Source organism: Thermoactinomyces sp. CICC 10521, from assembly GCF_016055135.1.
GTDB classification, from domain to species: domain Bacteria; phylum Bacillota; class Bacilli; order Thermoactinomycetales; family Thermoactinomycetaceae; genus Thermoactinomyces_A; species Thermoactinomyces_A daqus.
Genome location: NZ_JAECVZ010000010.1, coordinates 34,315 through 50,330 on the forward strand (window position 1 = coordinate 34,315; position 16,016 = coordinate 50,330).

Annotated in this window: 16 protein-coding genes; 7 read left to right on the top strand and 9 right to left on the bottom strand. The window is 50.8% G+C overall.

The genetic code is table 11. The features are described 5' to 3' along the window. Positions 1–349 precede the first annotated feature (349 nt). On the bottom strand, positions 350–1,174 hold the full coding sequence (gene noc, locus I8U17_RS08940; RefSeq protein WP_033100482.1) for a nucleoid occlusion protein: 825 nt from the start codon (positions 1,172–1,174) through the stop codon (positions 350–352). 571 nt (positions 1,175–1,745) lie between these two features. Here noc and I8U17_RS08945 point away from each other — a divergent pair. Together I8U17_RS08945 and I8U17_RS08950 are read left to right on the top strand one after the other, a co-directional pair. Beyond that, positions 1,746–2,927 (top strand): ParM/StbA family protein, encoded by a 1,182-nt coding sequence (locus tag I8U17_RS08945; protein WP_033100483.1) that lies wholly within the window; start codon positions 1,746–1,748, stop codon positions 2,925–2,927. A gap of 143 nt (positions 2,928–3,070) precedes the next feature. Then, positions 3,071–4,516 carry a hypothetical protein gene (locus tag I8U17_RS08950; RefSeq protein WP_033100484.1) on the top strand — a complete coding sequence of 482 codons (1,446 nt, stop codon included), beginning with the start codon at positions 3,071–3,073 and terminating at the stop codon, positions 4,514–4,516. A gap of 65 nt (positions 4,517–4,581) precedes the next feature. Here the strand turns inward: I8U17_RS08950 and rsmG are convergent, their stop codons facing one another. The 8 genes from rsmG to rpmH form a co-directional block, all read right to left on the bottom strand. Next, positions 4,582–5,304 (bottom strand): 16S rRNA (guanine(527)-N(7))-methyltransferase RsmG, encoded by a 723-nt coding sequence (gene rsmG, locus I8U17_RS08955; protein ID WP_198059297.1) that lies wholly within the window; start codon positions 5,302–5,304, stop codon positions 4,582–4,584. Between the two features lie 17 nt (positions 5,305–5,321). Further along, positions 5,322–7,205, bottom strand: coding sequence for a tRNA uridine-5-carboxymethylaminomethyl(34) synthesis enzyme MnmG (mnmG, locus tag I8U17_RS08960; protein ID WP_033100485.1), 1,884 nt, complete (start codon positions 7,203–7,205; stop codon positions 5,322–5,324). Positions 7,206–7,220: 15 nt separating this feature from the next. Next, complete coding sequence (gene mnmE, locus I8U17_RS08965) at positions 7,221–8,597, bottom strand: tRNA uridine-5-carboxymethylaminomethyl(34) synthesis GTPase MnmE (RefSeq protein WP_033100486.1); 1,377 nt, start codon at positions 8,595–8,597, stop codon at positions 7,221–7,223. Between the two features lie 160 nt (positions 8,598–8,757). After that, complete coding sequence (gene jag, locus I8U17_RS08970; protein ID WP_198059298.1) at positions 8,758–9,384, bottom strand: RNA-binding cell elongation regulator Jag/EloR; 627 nt, start codon at positions 9,382–9,384, stop codon at positions 8,758–8,760. After that, positions 9,381–10,085, bottom strand: coding sequence for a YidC/Oxa1 family membrane protein insertase (locus I8U17_RS08975; RefSeq protein ID WP_052154118.1), 705 nt, complete (start codon positions 10,083–10,085; stop codon positions 9,381–9,383). The genes jag and I8U17_RS08975 overlap by 4 nt, the downstream gene beginning before the upstream one ends. Before the next feature lie 70 nt (positions 10,086–10,155). Continuing rightward, complete coding sequence (gene yidD, locus I8U17_RS08980; RefSeq protein WP_181735397.1) at positions 10,156–10,416, bottom strand: membrane protein insertion efficiency factor YidD; 261 nt, start codon at positions 10,414–10,416, stop codon at positions 10,156–10,158. A 22-nt stretch (positions 10,417–10,438) separates the two neighbouring features. Further along, the gene (gene rnpA, locus I8U17_RS08985) at positions 10,439–10,792 is read right to left on the bottom strand and encodes a ribonuclease P protein component (protein WP_033100489.1); all 354 of its coding nucleotides are present in this window, start codon (positions 10,790–10,792) and stop codon (positions 10,439–10,441) included. Positions 10,793–10,915: 123 nt separating this feature from the next. After that, entirely contained in the window at positions 10,916–11,050 is a 135-nt protein-coding gene (rpmH, locus tag I8U17_RS08990) for a 50S ribosomal protein L34 (protein WP_081943776.1), read from the bottom strand. 576 nt (positions 11,051–11,626) lie between these two features. Between rpmH and dnaA the strand changes: the two genes are divergently transcribed. The 5 genes from dnaA to remB all read left to right on the top strand — a co-directional run bounded on the left by dnaA (position 11,627) and on the right by remB (position 15,964). Then, the gene (dnaA, locus tag I8U17_RS08995) at positions 11,627–12,976 is read left to right on the top strand and encodes a chromosomal replication initiator protein DnaA (protein WP_198055585.1); all 1,350 of its coding nucleotides are present in this window, start codon (positions 11,627–11,629) and stop codon (positions 12,974–12,976) included. A 227-nt stretch (positions 12,977–13,203) separates the two neighbouring features. Beyond that, entirely contained in the window at positions 13,204–14,337 is a 1,134-nt protein-coding gene (dnaN, locus tag I8U17_RS09000; protein ID WP_033100491.1) for a DNA polymerase III subunit beta, read from the top strand. Positions 14,338–14,357: 20 nt separating this feature from the next. After that, positions 14,358–14,573: a S4 domain-containing protein YaaA gene (gene yaaA, locus I8U17_RS09005; RefSeq protein ID WP_033100492.1), complete on the top strand. Its 216-nt coding sequence runs from the start codon at positions 14,358–14,360 to the stop codon at positions 14,571–14,573. A gap of 22 nt (positions 14,574–14,595) precedes the next feature. Then, entirely contained in the window at positions 14,596–15,708 is a 1,113-nt protein-coding gene (gene recF, locus I8U17_RS09010; RefSeq protein WP_309485161.1) for a DNA replication/repair protein RecF, read from the top strand. 4 nt (positions 15,709–15,712) lie between these two features. Then, complete coding sequence (gene remB / locus I8U17_RS09015) at positions 15,713–15,964, top strand: extracellular matrix regulator RemB (RefSeq protein WP_033100494.1); 252 nt, start codon at positions 15,713–15,715, stop codon at positions 15,962–15,964. The last annotated feature ends 52 nt before the right edge of the window (positions 15,965–16,016 follow it).

The following is a 16,016-nucleotide window of genomic DNA, read 5'->3' on the forward strand; positions in this document are numbered from 1 at the left end:
CTGAAAGTTTTTGCAGTCGAGGGCGCAGGGTTCCCCCCCCTGACCTTCCCGCGTTTCAAATGGCCATCAGCGAAGCACCAATCCCCTCCTGGTTTTGTCCCATCCAAATCCCGGGGGTGGTGTTTGACAAATGATGCCCTTTTCCCGAACGGATTCATTCAGACACCTGACTCAACAAGAAGAAAATGATCCGCTGAACGGCTCCTCCCCTTCTCCCGAAACAAGCAGGGAGCAGCGCAAAAATAAAGAAAAAGAGGCGTTTTTGCCTCAATATTACATTTCGATCCTTTCTTTATTTTAATGAACGTTTTTCTCCAACGGAAGGAAAAAATCAGACAAGTGAACCAAATTATTTAGGAATACGGATGACAAGTTCCACATAATCCTGATGATCCTTCTCATCAGTCAACACATCCATCCCCGTCTGCTTTACCATATCGATCGATTGGCGAATGGTATTGATGGCAATCCGGAAATCGCGAGAGACGGACTTTCGTTTCCCTTTCTTTTTCGGTGCGGCCGGCTCCTTCTCCAGCAACCGCCGAACCCGTTCCTCGGTCTGTTTCACATTTAAGTCCCGTTCCAAAATCTCTTTCAGCACTTCCAATTGCCGGCTCGGTTCTTTCAAGGCCAACAGGGAGCGGGCATGCCGTTCGGTTATGGTCCGTTTCAGCAATTCCTCCTGAACGGCTTGGGGAAGTTGCAACAAGCGCAACTTGTTCGCAATCGTGGACTGTCCTTTGCCGAGGCGTTGCGCCAGGCTCTCCTGCGTCAATTGGTGCAGCTCAATCAGTTTTTGATAGGCATGAGCCTCTTCAATCGCAGTCAACCCTTCCCGCTGAAGATTTTCAATCAGTGCGGCAGAAGCCGCCTGGCTGTCGGACATATCCCGGATCACTGCGGGCACGGTCGTCATCCCCAACTTTTTAACCGCCCGCAGCCGCCTTTCTCCCGCAATCAATTCATATCCCTGACCCTTGCGGCGAACGACAATCGGCTGAATCACACCATGGACACGAATCGTTTGACAGAGCTCATCTATCCGTTCTTCGTGAAACAATGTGCGAGGCTGATAAGGGCTAGGGACAATTGCCTCCACAGAAATTTGTTTAATCTGGTCGGTTTCCTTCTCAACCAGACCAAACAGTCGCGAAAACGACTCTTTCATCAACACAGCCACCACCTTAGTCTGGAAACCTATTTCAAAACGGGCGTAAATGGATGGCGTAAAACGATGGACGCACGTATTTTCCAGGATTCAAAGACCCAACCTTACCGCCGATGATTTGAATTCCGCACCTTTCTGACGCCGGGCCACTTATTATTACCATTTCGCTGCCGATTACCATCTACCTCCTAATCTCCTGATCAAGATCGAAAATCAAGATATGAACTGTCATCGTTTTGTAAGAATATGCCCATCCGGCTCCCGTTCCTGCATTTGGACTGATCCGCACAACAGAGTTCTTTGTTCCACGTGGAACATTAACCATTCATCTGCGTTCCCCGGCTGAAACGCGTCAAATTTTCGAGGATTGTCACAGACCGGAAACTCGGCAGTTTAAGGGGGATCGCGCCCGGTCTGCAAATACTTTCACAGCCCAAACTTCTTCTCTGATCCGAAAATCGACGATATTTGAAGAACTTTGTCGTTATTGGTCATTCTATGTTGACCCTTGGGCTTCACAATTGATAGAATCGTGGGAAGAAGGGGATTTCATTCACTTGAGGAGGATATCTGAAAAATGAGTGCACCTGTATACATAGGGAATGACCAGGGTTATTACGGAACAAAAGTGGTTACCCGTGCCAACGGAAAGTTTTATAAAATGTTTATCCGTAACATGGTCGTACCAAACCGTGTCGGTGAAATCACTTATAATAATGACCCTCACAATATTATGTACCGCGAGCGCGAAGGGGATCGCGAATGGTTCTGCGGCAAGCTGGCCATCGAGCAAGCCGGCGATGACGAATTGTTCGACTCCCACAAGCGTCGTCTGTTCAGCCCAACCTGGTTCCGTGAACAAGAATATCTGATCATGTTCCGCGTCAGCACCGGCCTCATGCTGCAAGGAAGCACCGAACCGGTTGTATCCGTCGCATTGCCAACCGACAGCTACATCGACTACAAAGATGAGTTGAAACGCCGTCTGGTGGGCAAACACAGTTTTGAAGTGAAACAAGGAAACCTCCCCTGGCGCAAAATCGAATTTGAAATTAAGCGGGAAAATCTCTTCGTAATCAGCCAGCCGATGGCCACCTTGTTCCATATCGCCCTCGACCGTGAAGGCAAACTGTTAAACGAAGATTTGTTCATTCAAAAAGTAAGCATCAACGACCTTGGCTTTGGCACATCCGATATCGAAACATTGCACGGAGAAACGATCATTAAACGCCAAAGCTTCACGTCGCGTCACGCGATGCTGAATGTTTATCACACCCTGGCAAAACGCCTGCTCGATTTTACACGCAATGCAGACCCGGACGGTCACGGGAAGGAATATCCGATCTGGAGCCTGCCGCGCATTGTTCGTTCAGGTGAAATCAGCTTCAAAGGAAAAACGCACGACGTCAGCCCCATCGTCCAGGAATGCATCAGGGAAGTCGGGGAAGCTTTGGTGGAAGAAGTTTGGAACCGGCTCGACTACGGCGATGACATTACCTATATCATCCTGACCGGCGGTGCTTCGATTCCGTTTAAACCTTTCTACCGCGAACGCTTCGGCGACAAGCTCATCTTTGCTGAAGATTATGGCATTGAAGCACAATTTGCCAATGGTTTCGGACTTTGCAAGTTCGCCCAATCCAAAGCGCGAACCGTTCCGACTAAAGAAATGCTTGAAGCAGCTGCTTCGATTCAACAAGAATTCTCCGTCCCAGATGCCCTGGGTGAAAGCAAAAAAGAGGCGAAAGCGAAAAAGTAATCCCTGTTCCCCCCATGGGTGACCCTGGGGGGCTCACTTCTTATCAACCATTCGGGGAAAATTTTGACAAATGAGTGCTGTGCCCCTTCCAATGCAAATGGAACAACAGGCACAGCCGGAGTCAGCAAAAGGAGGGGGAGTGTATGTCACAGTTTGAATCCCGGTATGATTGTATTGTGATCGGTACGGGAAAATCAGGCCAGGCATCAGTCGAAGCCTTGAAGGAAAAGGGGTTGAACCCCCTTTATATTCATTTGACAGCAGAGATGCTGACGACGATGGTCAGCCAGCAAATAGGCCAGCAAACCAGTCCGGACGGCGATTCCTCCTCACAGACCGGCGGCTTTATGCACGCGAATGCGGACGGATGCATTTATTCCCAAAAGCAGACTTTGCAAACGCCTTTTGGTGAAACGACCACTTATACGTTCCAAGTGCAGCAACCCGCCTTAGGAGAATCGGTACAGGAGAGCAAAACCTCCACCCCTGAACCTTTCTCCCCGATCGGTTCACTGTCCGACGGAGAAGATCCGGAAGTGCTGGAAGCACAACAGGTGGAGTATGTATCCCCTTACCCGTTTCTTAATGAACGATCCCGGAGAAAAAAAGCATTCAGACGCCACAAAAACAGATTCTCTTTTCAAGAGCAACCGGAGATGGAAGAAGAATATCCCATCTATCATCTTGAGCGAATCAAGTTAGAGGATGAGGAGAGCAAGGATGAACCCGTTTCCGGTTGGCAAGAAACCCCTTATTACGACGGGAGAAATGGCCTCCAGGAAGATTTTGAACAAAAAGACGAAGTGGTTGATTCAGAGACTCCCCCGGTTTATCGGGAACGGGAATTGAAATTGCGCAAACGGTTGACTGAAAACCATCGCATGCAAGGAGTCAGTGAATCCGACCACGAGGAAGAAGAAGCGGAAGACTCCATTTCCAAAAGCTTCGACAATGATTTCTTCCAAGACTCCGGCTTTTTTCAGGACCCGATGTTCAAGCCGTTTGCCTATCCGGGCGAAAGAAACCAGCCAAACCAAACGGGGCAGCAAACATTTGAATCGCAGCAATATGAACAAAATGGTTATGATCCATCCTTTGAGCCACGCCCGTTTTCAAGCCGGACATCCTTTGATTCCGACTCATACGAATCGGACAAAAATGAACAAGCCAACCAGGAACAAGATGTTTTCCCGCTGGAACCGTTCTCTCCCAGACGGCGTTCCCGCAACCAAAAAAAAGCGCGTCTGCAATCTTTGACTGAGCAAAGGGAAAAAAAAGAACTTAACCGTCCCGCCAGCATTTTTTGGGAAGAGACACCCCAGGAAGAAGATCACAGCCTGTTCCCCAACGGACAGCCTACGATTCAGCCGTTTGGCCGCGAGCCCGAAGATGAACCCGAGAAAGAGGGGGATTCCAGTTTAAAAAGGGACGATATTGAATTCGAGGATGCTTATGGCGGCTATAATTCCTGGGAGGAATTCATGACCCCTTTCTCGCAAAACAGCCGCAAACGGCAGGAGATCGACAAGGTCGAAAAAAGGAAAATCGCTTTGCGCGGACTGCACAATCTGATCAATAACCTCGGATAAAAAAGGAAGCCGTCGTCTCTGAACAAAGGGAGATCCGGCTTCCTTTTTTAAAAGCGAATGTGAACTTAAACCAGCGGTTGCTTTGCGGGCGTTCCTGCTTTACGCGGATACGCCTTGGGCGTCTGATCCCGCTTTTTCATGATCAGAATATTCCTCGTTCCCATTCCCTCCGGCAACTGAAACTCTTCTCTCTCCACCGTTGTCTTGCCCAAGATAAACAGCGCCCGTTTGGCCTCCGTTATCTCCTCGCCCACGGAAGGCCCTTTCATCGATACGAAATATCCTCCGACTTTGACAAATGGCAAACAGTACTCCGCCAGGACATTTAATCTGGCCACGGCCCTCGCCGTCACCAAATCAAAAGACTGGCGATACCCCTTCTGTTTTGCCAGGTCTTCCGCACGGCCATGAACGCATTCCACTTCTTTCAGGCCGAGTGCGTCGGCCGTTTCCCGCAAAAACTGAACGCGCTTTTTGAGCGAATCCAACAGCACCAGCCGGAGATGGGGAAATGCGATTTTCAGCGGAATCCCCGGAAAGCCTGCACCGGTCCCCACATCGATCAGCGAATCAACCTCTTTTATATCCAAACTCTTCGCCAACAGCAAAGAATCATAAAAATGCTTGACATAAACCTCCCGCGGTTCAGTGATCGCCGTCAGATTCATCACTTTGTTGGTCTCCACGAGTCGCTCGAAATACTGCGCAAACTGCCTGAGCTGTTGATCCGAAAGGAAAAGCCCCCATTCCGAGACCGCCTGCTGCAACCACTCTCCATGTTCCTGCACCGTGTTCCCTCCAAGTTTCACTTCGCATAAGCCTTTCCATTTTGCTCGATATGCACCATCAAAATGGAGATATCCGCAGGGTTGACTCCGGAAATGCGCGACGCTTGCCCCAGCGAGATCGGACGCACTTGTTCCAGCTTTTCCCGCGCCTCAGAGGAAATGCCGGCAATTTTCCCGTAATCCACCCAATCCGGAATCCGCTTTTCCTCCATGCGGCGCATTTTCTCTACCTGTTGCAACGCCTTTTTGATGTAACCTTCGTATTTCAGCTGGATTTCCACCTGTTCCGCCACATCCGGCGCAACCGGTTCCGGTGGCGGAGACATCCGGGCGATTTCCTTGTAGCCTAGCTCCGGCCGTTTGATCAGCATGGCCAGCGGCACGGCATTGTTGATTCTCGAGGTTCCCATCTCTTCCAAAATCGATTGAACCTCTTCGGTCGGACGTACCTTCGTTTCGCGTAAACGGGCAATTTCTTTTTCGATCGCTTCACATTTGGCGGTAAAGCGGCGATACCGTTCCTCAGAAATCAAACCGAGCTCATAGCCGAGATCGGTGAGGCGAAGATCAGCGTTATCATGCCTCAAGAGCAGACGGTACTCCGCCCTTGATGTCAAAAGGCGATAAGGCTCATTGGTCCCTTTGGTGACCAGGTCATCGATCAGGACGCCGATATAGGCCTGGGACCGGTCGAGAATCACCGGATCTTTCCCCTGAACTTTTCTGGCTGCATTGATTCCGGCCATAATGCCTTGCGCAGCTGCCTCTTCATATCCGGACGTGCCGTTGAGCTGCCCGGCGGTAAACAGTCCTTCCACCCGCTTGGTTTCCAGCGATGGCCAAAGCTGCGTGGGAACGATGGCGTCATATTCAATCGCATAACCGGTACGCATCATTTCCGCTTTTTCCAATCCCTTGATGGTGTGGAGCATCTTCAGCTGGACATCTTCCGGCAGACTGGTGGATAAGCCCTGCACATACATCTCTTCGGTCTCCCGGCCCTCCGGTTCGATAAAGATCTGATGGCGGCCCTTGTCGGCGAAGCGCACGATTTTGTCCTCAATCGAAGGGCAGTAGCGGGGGCCGCGACCCTCGATCGTTCCGGAGTACATCGGGGCACGATGGAGATTCTCCTGGATGAGACGATGGGTTTTTTCATTGGTATAGGTCAGCCAACAAGGCAGTTGGTCTGTGATAAACCGGGTCGTCTCATAAGAGAAAGCACGCGGCTCTTCATCGCCGGGCTGAATTTCCATCTGGCTGGTGTCAATCGATTTCCGGTTTACCCGGGGCGGTGTTCCCGTTTTAAACCGCACCATTTCAAATCCCAGCTCTATGAGATGATGGGCCAGATTAACCGACGGCTGCTGGTTATTGGGCCCGCTCTCATACGAGAGATCCCCGATAATCACCTTTCCGCGCAGATAGGTTCCGGTTGTGAGCACCACTGCCTTGGAGGTATAATGGGCGCCGGTGCGCGTCACCACCCCTTTGCAGACCCCGTTTTCCACGATCAGCCTCTCCACCATGCCCTGGATCAGCTCAAGATTTGGCGTGGTTTCCAGCGTTTTTTTCATCTCCCGCTGGTACAAAACTTTATCTGCCTGCGCCCGCAGTGCATAAACGGCCGGTCCTTTTCCCGTATTCAACATGCGCATTTGAATATGGGTTTTATCGATATTTTTCCCCATTTCACCGCCCAGCGCATCGATTTCCCTGACGACATGCCCCTTGGCCGGGCCGCCGATCGACGGATTGCATGGCATATAGGCGATCATGTCGAGGCTGATCGTCAACAGCAAGGTGGAGCACCCCATTCGCGCGGCTGCCAATGCCGCTTCACATCCCGCATGTCCGGCTCCGACCACAATCACATCATAACTCCCCGCATGGTAGGACATCCTTGATTCACCTCTTTATTTACCCAAGCAAAACTGGGAGAAAATCTGATCAATCAAATCTTCGGCCACCGCATCGCCAATCACTTCACCCAGAAACTGCCAGGCGTTTTTCAAGTCTATTTCCACCATATCCAACGGCATGCCGGCATCAATTCCATTCAAAACTTCCCGCACGCTCTCCAGCGCTTTTTTGAGGAGATGGATATGGCGGGCATTGCTGACATAAGTTCCATCCGCCATGTCGACTTTTCCCAACTTAAACAGCCGTGAAATCGCTTCTTCCAAATCTTCGATTCCGCGTTCTTCCTTTAATGAGGTCGTAATGATCGGCAGATCCCCGGACAGCTCCCTTACCTGATCAAGATCCAATTTCCGCGGCAGGTCCGTTTTATTGACAATAACCAGTGCCGTATGATTCCGCACCCATTGGAGCAGCCGACGATCCTCTTCGTTCAACGGTTCCGCGTAATTGAGAACCAACAGGATCAGGTCGGCCTGTTCCAGCGCCTGCCGGGAACGCTCCACACCGATCCGTTCAACCACATCCTCGGTTTCGCGAATTCCGGCAGTATCCAATAAACGCAGCGGAATTCCCCTGACATTGACATATTCTTCGATCACGTCCCGGGTGGTCCCGGGGATATCGGTTACAATCGCCTTGTTCTCCTGCGTCAGGGCGTTCATGAGCGAAGATTTGCCGACATTGGGTCTGCCCACGATCGCAGTGTGGATTCCTTCACGAATGATTTTGCCCTGGCGCGCGGTACTCAACAGGCGCTCGATCTCCCGTTCGATCTCTTGCGCCCGTTCGCGCAACAGCTTCGCCGTCATTTCCTCGGCATCATATTCGGGATAATCCACATTGACCGCCAGATGAGCCAGCACTTCCAAAATTTCGTTGCGCAGCCGGTTGATCATCCGCGACAGCCTGCCTTCATGCTGGCCCAACGCCATTTTGGCAGCGCGATCCGTTTTGGCCCGAATCAGATCCATCACTGCTTCTGCCTGTGAAAGATCGATTCTCCCGTTTAAAAAGGCCCTTTTTGTAAATTCGCCCGGTTCGGCCAGGCGGGCCCCTGTCGCCAGCAGCGCCTCAAGAGTCCGCTCGACGGGAATCATTCCGCCATGGCAGCTGATTTCCACCACATCTTCCCGGGTAAATGTACGCGGGGCTCTCATCACGGTTACCAAAACCTCATCAATTCTCTCTTTCGATTCCGGGTCAATGATAAAACCGTAATTTACCGTATGGCTCGGCACACTGGCCAAACTCTTCTTTCCCTTATATATTTTATCCGCGATCGACACCGCCTCCGGTCCGCTGACACGGATGACCGCGATGCCCCCTTCGCCCATCGGGGTTGAGATCGCAGCAATCGTATCGGTATCCATAGTGTCACCTCGAATCTAATCTTAGCACACCGCCAACTGCCAGGCAAAAACAGGGTATGAAAAAACTCCCCTGAAACAGGGGAGATACCGGGCCGGATTTACCCGACGTTTGTATCCTGAAGTAAGTGGCAGTCCAGAGACAACCAATTCCTTCATCAGGTTAGTCCTGCCAATAGATCACCACCGAGCGGTTGGGTTCTTCTCCACGGCTCACCGTTTTCAGATTCGGTTCTTTCTTGATCGTCTGGTGAACCCACTTCCGTTCATTGGCCGGCATCGGGGATAACCGGACCTCCTGGCGTGTCTGCCTTGCCTTGGCCGCCATCTTCATCACATACTCAGCCAACGCTTTGCGTCTCCGCTCCCGATAGCCGTCGATATCCAATTCAAATCGCGCCGGCTTCTCCTCACGGCGATTGGCTGCGAGGTTGACGAGGAGTTCCATTGCTTCCAGTGTCTGTCCATGCCGGCCGATGAGCGCACCTGTCTGCTCCTCCCGAGCCGTGATGGTGACAAACCCCTTTTTCGCTGAAGTCGTGATTTCCACCGTTGCGTCCGCCCCCATCCGTTGCAGCAACCCCTGCAAAAAGGCACGGGCTTTTTCCGCCGGATCTTCCATCACTTCCACTTCAACTTTAGCCGGGCGACGGCCAAACAACCCCAAAAAACCCCTGCTCGCCTCTTCCACCACCCGAACGCGAAAACGCTCACGAGAAACGCCTAACTGTTTGAGCGCCTGGGCGACGGCTTCTTCAACCGTTCCCGCCTCGACGATCAGTTTGTTCAACGGACGGTTCCTTCCTGGGTCACGTTGCTTTTCTTCATCTTATTGAAAAACAGCAGGTACGTCAGAATCGTAAAGATGTTTCCGCCCACCCAGTACAGGGAAAGCGCTGCAGGGAACTGATAAGCGAGGAAGAAAATCATTACCGGCATCACCCAGACCATTACTTTCATCTGCGGATTGGCACCGGCGCCGGTCGAAATAAATTGCAAATATGTCGTCACGGCGGCGAGCAGCGGCAAAATATAAAAAGGATCCGCTTTGCCCAGCTGCAGATACAAAAAGCTGGAATGGGCGATATGTGCGTTTCCGATGATGGCACGATAAAAAGCCAGCAATACGGGAATCTGGATCAGCAACGGCAAACAACCGGCCATCGGATTCACATTGTGCTTCTGGAACAGCTTCATCGTCTCTTCTTGCAGTTTCTGCTGGTTGTTTTTATATTTCTCCCGCAGTTTGGTCAGCTGCGGCTGCAATTCCTGCATGGCCTTGGCGCTTTTCTGCTGCTTCCACGTCAGCGGGAGAATCACCAGGCGAACCAGAAAGGTTACAACCAGAATGGATAATCCGTAGTTCCCGAGCCAGTCTTTAAACAAATCTAACAAGTCGGATAACGGAATGACCAAGATCTGTTCAAACCAAGATGGATGCGCGCGGTCAATTTTGTATTGTCCCGGGTTCGTCGAACACCCCGACAGCATCACCACAGAAAGCACGAGCAGCAGTACTGCGGCGATCCAACGCCTGCGTTTTAACAAGGGAATTCCCTCCTCATTTTGAGCTTCGATCACTGTGGAATCTATCTGGCCGTTTCTGTCGTTTTTCCGGCACATAATCAAATCCCCCCGGGTGAAAGGGATGACATTTGAGAAGCCGCCTCAGCGTCAACCAACCTCCGTAAACAAAACCATGCCTTTGAATGGCGATCAGCGCATACTCCGAACAAGTGGGCACAAACCGGCATACGGGCGGTTTCAGCGGTGAAAGAAAGCGTCGGTAAAAATGGATGAGACCGAGGGCAATCCATTTCATTGCCATTCCCCCTTGATGCGGTTTACTTCGGGGGTTTCGTGACAAAGCACTTCCCCTTCTGGAAAACGTGAAGGAGGCTCGCTTTCACTTGCTTATAATCCATTTGCGCCGCCGGAATGCGGGCGATAATCACATAATCCGTTTTCGGATGGAGATAAGGGATAAAATGCCGGGTTACTTCCTTGACCAAACGCTTAATGCGATTGCGCACAACCGCTTTCCCCACTTTTTTGCTGACAGAGATCCCGATCCGCGGCGGCCCCTCCGCCTTGCGGCCGAGCATCACAACGACAAACTGCCGATTGGCGACGGATTGCCCCGCTTGAAATACCTTTCTGAAATCGTTTCGTCTTTTCAGACGATATTCCTTTTGCAAAGATCGGCTCCTTCCCTACTAAAAAATACAAGTCCATCAACAATTATAGAGCAAAACCCGGGAGAATAAACTACCAAAATTGCGTATAGGAAAAAAGGCCACATCAAAAGTGGCCTCGACAAATTAAGCGGATAATACTTTTCTTCCTTTTCTTCTGCGTCTAGCCAGCACTTTACGGCCATTCTTGCTGCTCATGCGAGCGCGGAAACCGTGAACATTTTTGCGTCTGCGGTTGCTGGGTTGATAAGTTCTCTTCATATCGCCACCTGGCCGCCAAATCACCCTGAGAACCATCTGACTCTTCCGGTCCTTTGCAAAGCCGGTCGAACACAGGGGAACGCGTCCAGGAGAAACCTCCCTTCTTGCGTTGAATTTCCGTACGTAAACCCCGACGGACAATCTCTATCATTATATCCGGGATGTTTCCATCATGTCAAGAAAGAGGAAATCCACAGACCTGTTTATCCACATGTGGATATTTTTTTCGTTATCCACCGGTTATCCCGACATTATCCTCCGTTTTTCCACAATATCCACACCTGTGGATAACTGTTTTTCATCTTCCTGTGGATTGTGGATAACTAACTATTTTTCATTGTAAATACTGGTTTGTTTTGATATTCTATTGGTGTTTTCTTGTGGATAAATTTTACGGTTTCATCCGGTTATCCACAGATTGTGGATAACTCCCTCATAAAGAATCCACAGGCTGTGAATAAAAGATATCCACAGGCTGTGGAAATTGTAGATATATGCCTTCATCTGTCAAAGGGCAAGGGAATTCCCTGTGGATAACAATGTTCAAGAATTAGTCAAGGGAAAGGAGGTTCTTTGATGATCCACATCCAAGAATTATGGGCGAAAACGCTGGATTCCATTCAGGACAAAATCAGCAAACCCAGCTTCGAGACATGGCTGAAAACGACGGAAGCCATCCAACTTCGCGAGGACATTCTCGTCGTTTCCACCCCCAACGATTTTGCCCGCGACTGGCTGGAATCGCGTTACGCCGATCTCGTTCGCGATGCCTTGAAGGAAATAACCGGTTCCCCTCTCGGCGTGAAATTTGTCAGCCAAAGTTCTGAAAAAAACCAGGTGGATTCCGAAAAGAAAGCAGACACCGCGGAGGCTGAAGAGGAAACGGAGGAGGAGCCGCCGCGCACACAGCTCAATCCGCGTTACACCTTTGATACATTTGTGATCGGCTCCGGCAACCGCTTTGCCCACGCCGCATCGCTCGCAGTGGCGGAAGCACCGGCCAAAGCCTATAATCCGCTGTTTATCTATGGCGGCGTCGGACTGGGCAAAACGCACCTGATGCATGCGATCGGGCATTATGTCCTCGATCACACGCCCTCCAGCCGCGTGGTCTACATCTCATCGGAAAAATTCACGAATGAATTTATCAATTCGATCCGCGACAACAAGACGATCCAGTTTCGGAACAAGTACCGGTCCGTGGATATCCTGTTAATTGACGATATTCAGTTTCTGGCGGGAAAAGAACAAACCCAGGAAGAATTCTTCCATACATTTAATGCCCTTCATGAGGCCAATAAGCAAATCATCATCTCCAGCGATCGTCCGCCCAAGGAAATCCCGACGCTGGAAGACCGGTTGCGTTCACGATTTGAATGGGGACTGATCACCGATGTGCAACCCCCCGATTTGGAGACGAGGATCGCTATCTTGCGCAAGAAATCAATCGCTGATAACTTAGATGTTCCGAGTGAAGTATTGGCTTTCATCGCCGATCGTGTCGATACCAACATTCGCGAACTGGAAGGGGCGCTGATCCGCGTGGTCGCCTTTTCGGCTCTGATGAATCAGCCCGTCACGCCGGAACTGGCCGCAGAAGCGCTAAAGGACATCATGCCGCAATCGCGCCCCCGGGTGATCAGCATCCATGATATCCAGCAGGCTGTCGCCAATTACTATCGCTTGCGGGTGGAAGATTTAAAAAGCAAGAAACGGACGAAGTCTGTCGCCTTTCCCCGTCAAATCGCCATGTACCTTTGCCGGGAACTCACAGATTTCTCCCTTCCGAAAATCGGGGAAGACTTCGGCGGAAGAGACCACACCACTGTCATCCACGCTCACGAGAAAATCAGCCGCAATCTGAAGCAAGATCCTCAGCTGGAACAAGCAATCAGCCAATTGAAGCAGAGAATCAACCGCGGCTGATTTCATGTTCCTGTGGGTATTGTGGATAACCGGATACAGTTTATGCACATCTTTTCCACAGGCCGGATTGCCCGGCTTGTCCGGGCTCGGACCACTTTTCCACATTATCCACAGCCCTTACTACTACTACTGCTGTCTTCTTTAAAAAAATATATATATATGCAAAGCCGTTCCGGTTTATGTCTACTTTTTCATTTGTTTTTTGACTCATACTAAGGAGGATGAATATGAAGTTTCGCGTGATCAAATCAGCGCTGGTGGATGCCGTTTCCCAAGTGTCCAAAGCAGTTTCCTCCAAGACGACCATTCCGATTCTGACCGGAATCAAAGTGACGGCGGATGAAAACGGACTTTTGCTCACCGGCAGCAATTCCGACATCACGATTCAGGTGCGGGTTCCGAAACGGAAAGACGACTTGGAGCAGGTATTTGTGGAAAAGCTGGGAAGTGTCGTTCTCCCCGGACGCATCTTCGGCGATCTGGTAAGAAAACTCCCAGGAAAAGAAGTGGAATGGTTTGCCAATGAGAAGTTTCAAACCACGATCCGCTCGGAAACATCCGAATTTCATCTGAACGGATTTGACCCTGTGGAATATCCGCGTTTGCCGATGTTATCCACAGAACAGCTCTTCAGCGTGTCAGCCGATACCCTGAAAACTTTGATTCGGCAAACCGGATTTGCCGTTGCCACCAATGAGGCGCGCGGCGTTCTGACGGGTGTCCTGATGCAGCTGGAAGGCGGTGTGCTCACATGCGTGGCGACGGACAGCCATCGTCTGTCCAGGCAACAGGCCCATGTGGAAGGATCGGAAGAACTCACTTTGAAAAACGTGATCATTCCCGGCAAAAGTTTGACCGAACTCGCCAAAACGCTGGCAGATTATACGGGAATTGTGGATATTATCGTGGCGGAAAACCAAATACTGGTAAAAACGGATGAGTGGGAATTTTATTCCCGCCTGCTCGAAGGAACGTATCCCGACACCAACCGGGTTATTCCGGACGGCGGGGAAACGGAACTCATCTCTTCGACCAAGGAATTGTTACAATCCGTTGATCGTGCATCACTCATCAGTCGGGATGGACGGGATAATGTGATAAAATGGACTTTGAAAGACGGGAAGGTAGAGGTGAATTCTGCCGCACAGGATATCGGAAGCGTGACGGAGGAAGTCATCGCGAAGGTAAATGGGCCGGAACTCGGCATTTCCTTTAATGCCCGGTATATGATGGAAGCCCTCCGCTCCATTGAAAGCGATGAGATTCGCATTCAATTTACCGGTCCGATGCGGCCTTTTTTGATTCAACCGACCGATCGAGAGGATTCCCTGCACTTAATCGTCCCGATCCGCACCCGCTAATCCCGAAGGAGGGAGCTTTGTTGCAGCAGGTTAAAATCGACGGCCCGTACATCACGCTCGGGCAGTTGCTGAAAAAACTCGATCTCGCTCACAGCGGGGGCTTTGTGAAAATCTTTTTGCAGGAAGTGGAAGTAAGGGTAAATCGGGAGCCGGAATCGAGAAGGGGACGAAAGCTTTATCCACAGGATATTGTGGATATCGCCGGATACGGTTCGGTACAAGTGATCGGGGAGTAAGGGAGGGCCCTCAATCTTGAGAGTGGAAAATTTAAACCTGAAGCAATTCCGCAATATTGCGGAACTCGACCTCCATTGCCCCGAGGAACTCCATCTGTTTGTCGGACCGAATGCCCAGGGAAAAACCAATATTCTCGAATCCCTCTATCTCCTGGCGCTGGGGAAATCCCATCGCACGCGAACGCACAGGGAATTGATCCGCTTCGGCGAGAAAAGGGCTGTTGCCAAAGCCAGCGTCAGAAAAGGGGAACAAAAGCTCCGGCTGGAAGTGCAAATGACGGAAAAAGGGAAAAAGGTGAGTCGAAACGGAATTGAGCAGCCACGGCTCAGCCAGTATATCGGCTCCCTTCCCGCCGTTTTATTCGCTCCGGAAGACCTGGCGCTCGTCAAAGGAAGTCCGCAGATTCGCAGGCGCTTTTTGGATATGGAGATCGGACAGGTCAGCCCCGCTTATGTTCATCATCTTACGCAATTGAACAAGTTATTGACGCAGCGCAACAGTTTGCTAAAACAGTTAGGCCAGAAAGGGACATTCCAGTCCGCACTCTTAAATGTGCTGGATGAGCAGTTCATCCAGTTTTCCATAGATCTGTGGAAGAAACGGCTCGCTTTTCTTTCTTCTCTCAAGAAATGGGCAAGAGGGATTCACCAGGCAATCACGCGCGGCCTGGAAGAGCTGGAGATCGAATACCTCCCGTCTCTGCCGTCGCTGCTCGACACGGATCCGGGGGAATGGCCCCTGCTTTTGCAGAGGGAATTGGAAAAAAAACGCGAAAAAGAGATTAGACGCGGAACCACCCTGATTGGCCCGCAGCGGGACGACTTGCGTTTGACAGCCAACGGACTTGATCTGCACCTGTACGGTTCACAGGGGCAGCAGCGAACGGCCGCTTTATCTCTGAAATTGGCTGAAATTGAACTGATTTATCAGGAGACCGGCTATTATCCTGTTCTATTATTGGATGATGTTTTATCTGAACTTGATGATTCCCGAAAAACGCACCTACTGGAGGCGATTCGCGGCCGTGTGCAAACCTTTGTCACCACGACCAATCTGGAGGGGATTGATCAGGAAACACTGGCGAAGGCGCGGATTTACCAGGTGCGGCAAGGGCGTATAACGGAACTGGGGTGATCAGGTGTTTATTCACCTAGGGGGAAGCCGCACGCTCCGCATTCGCGAGGTGATCGCCATCCTGGATGCGGATGTGCTGGAAGAATCCGGAGACTGCACTTTCCTCGAAATGGCCAGACGAAAGGGGAAGGTGGAACGGATTTCGCCTGAAGCAGTAAAATCTTACGTGATCACAAAGAATGGCGTGTTCGCTTCGCCGATCTCGTCAACCACATTAAAAAAAAGGGCGGATGACAGCCAGATTCCGGGGAAATAAGCGGTTGACCAACCCTGATTGGCCTTGAAGTCAATCGGTTGTTTTTGTTTTA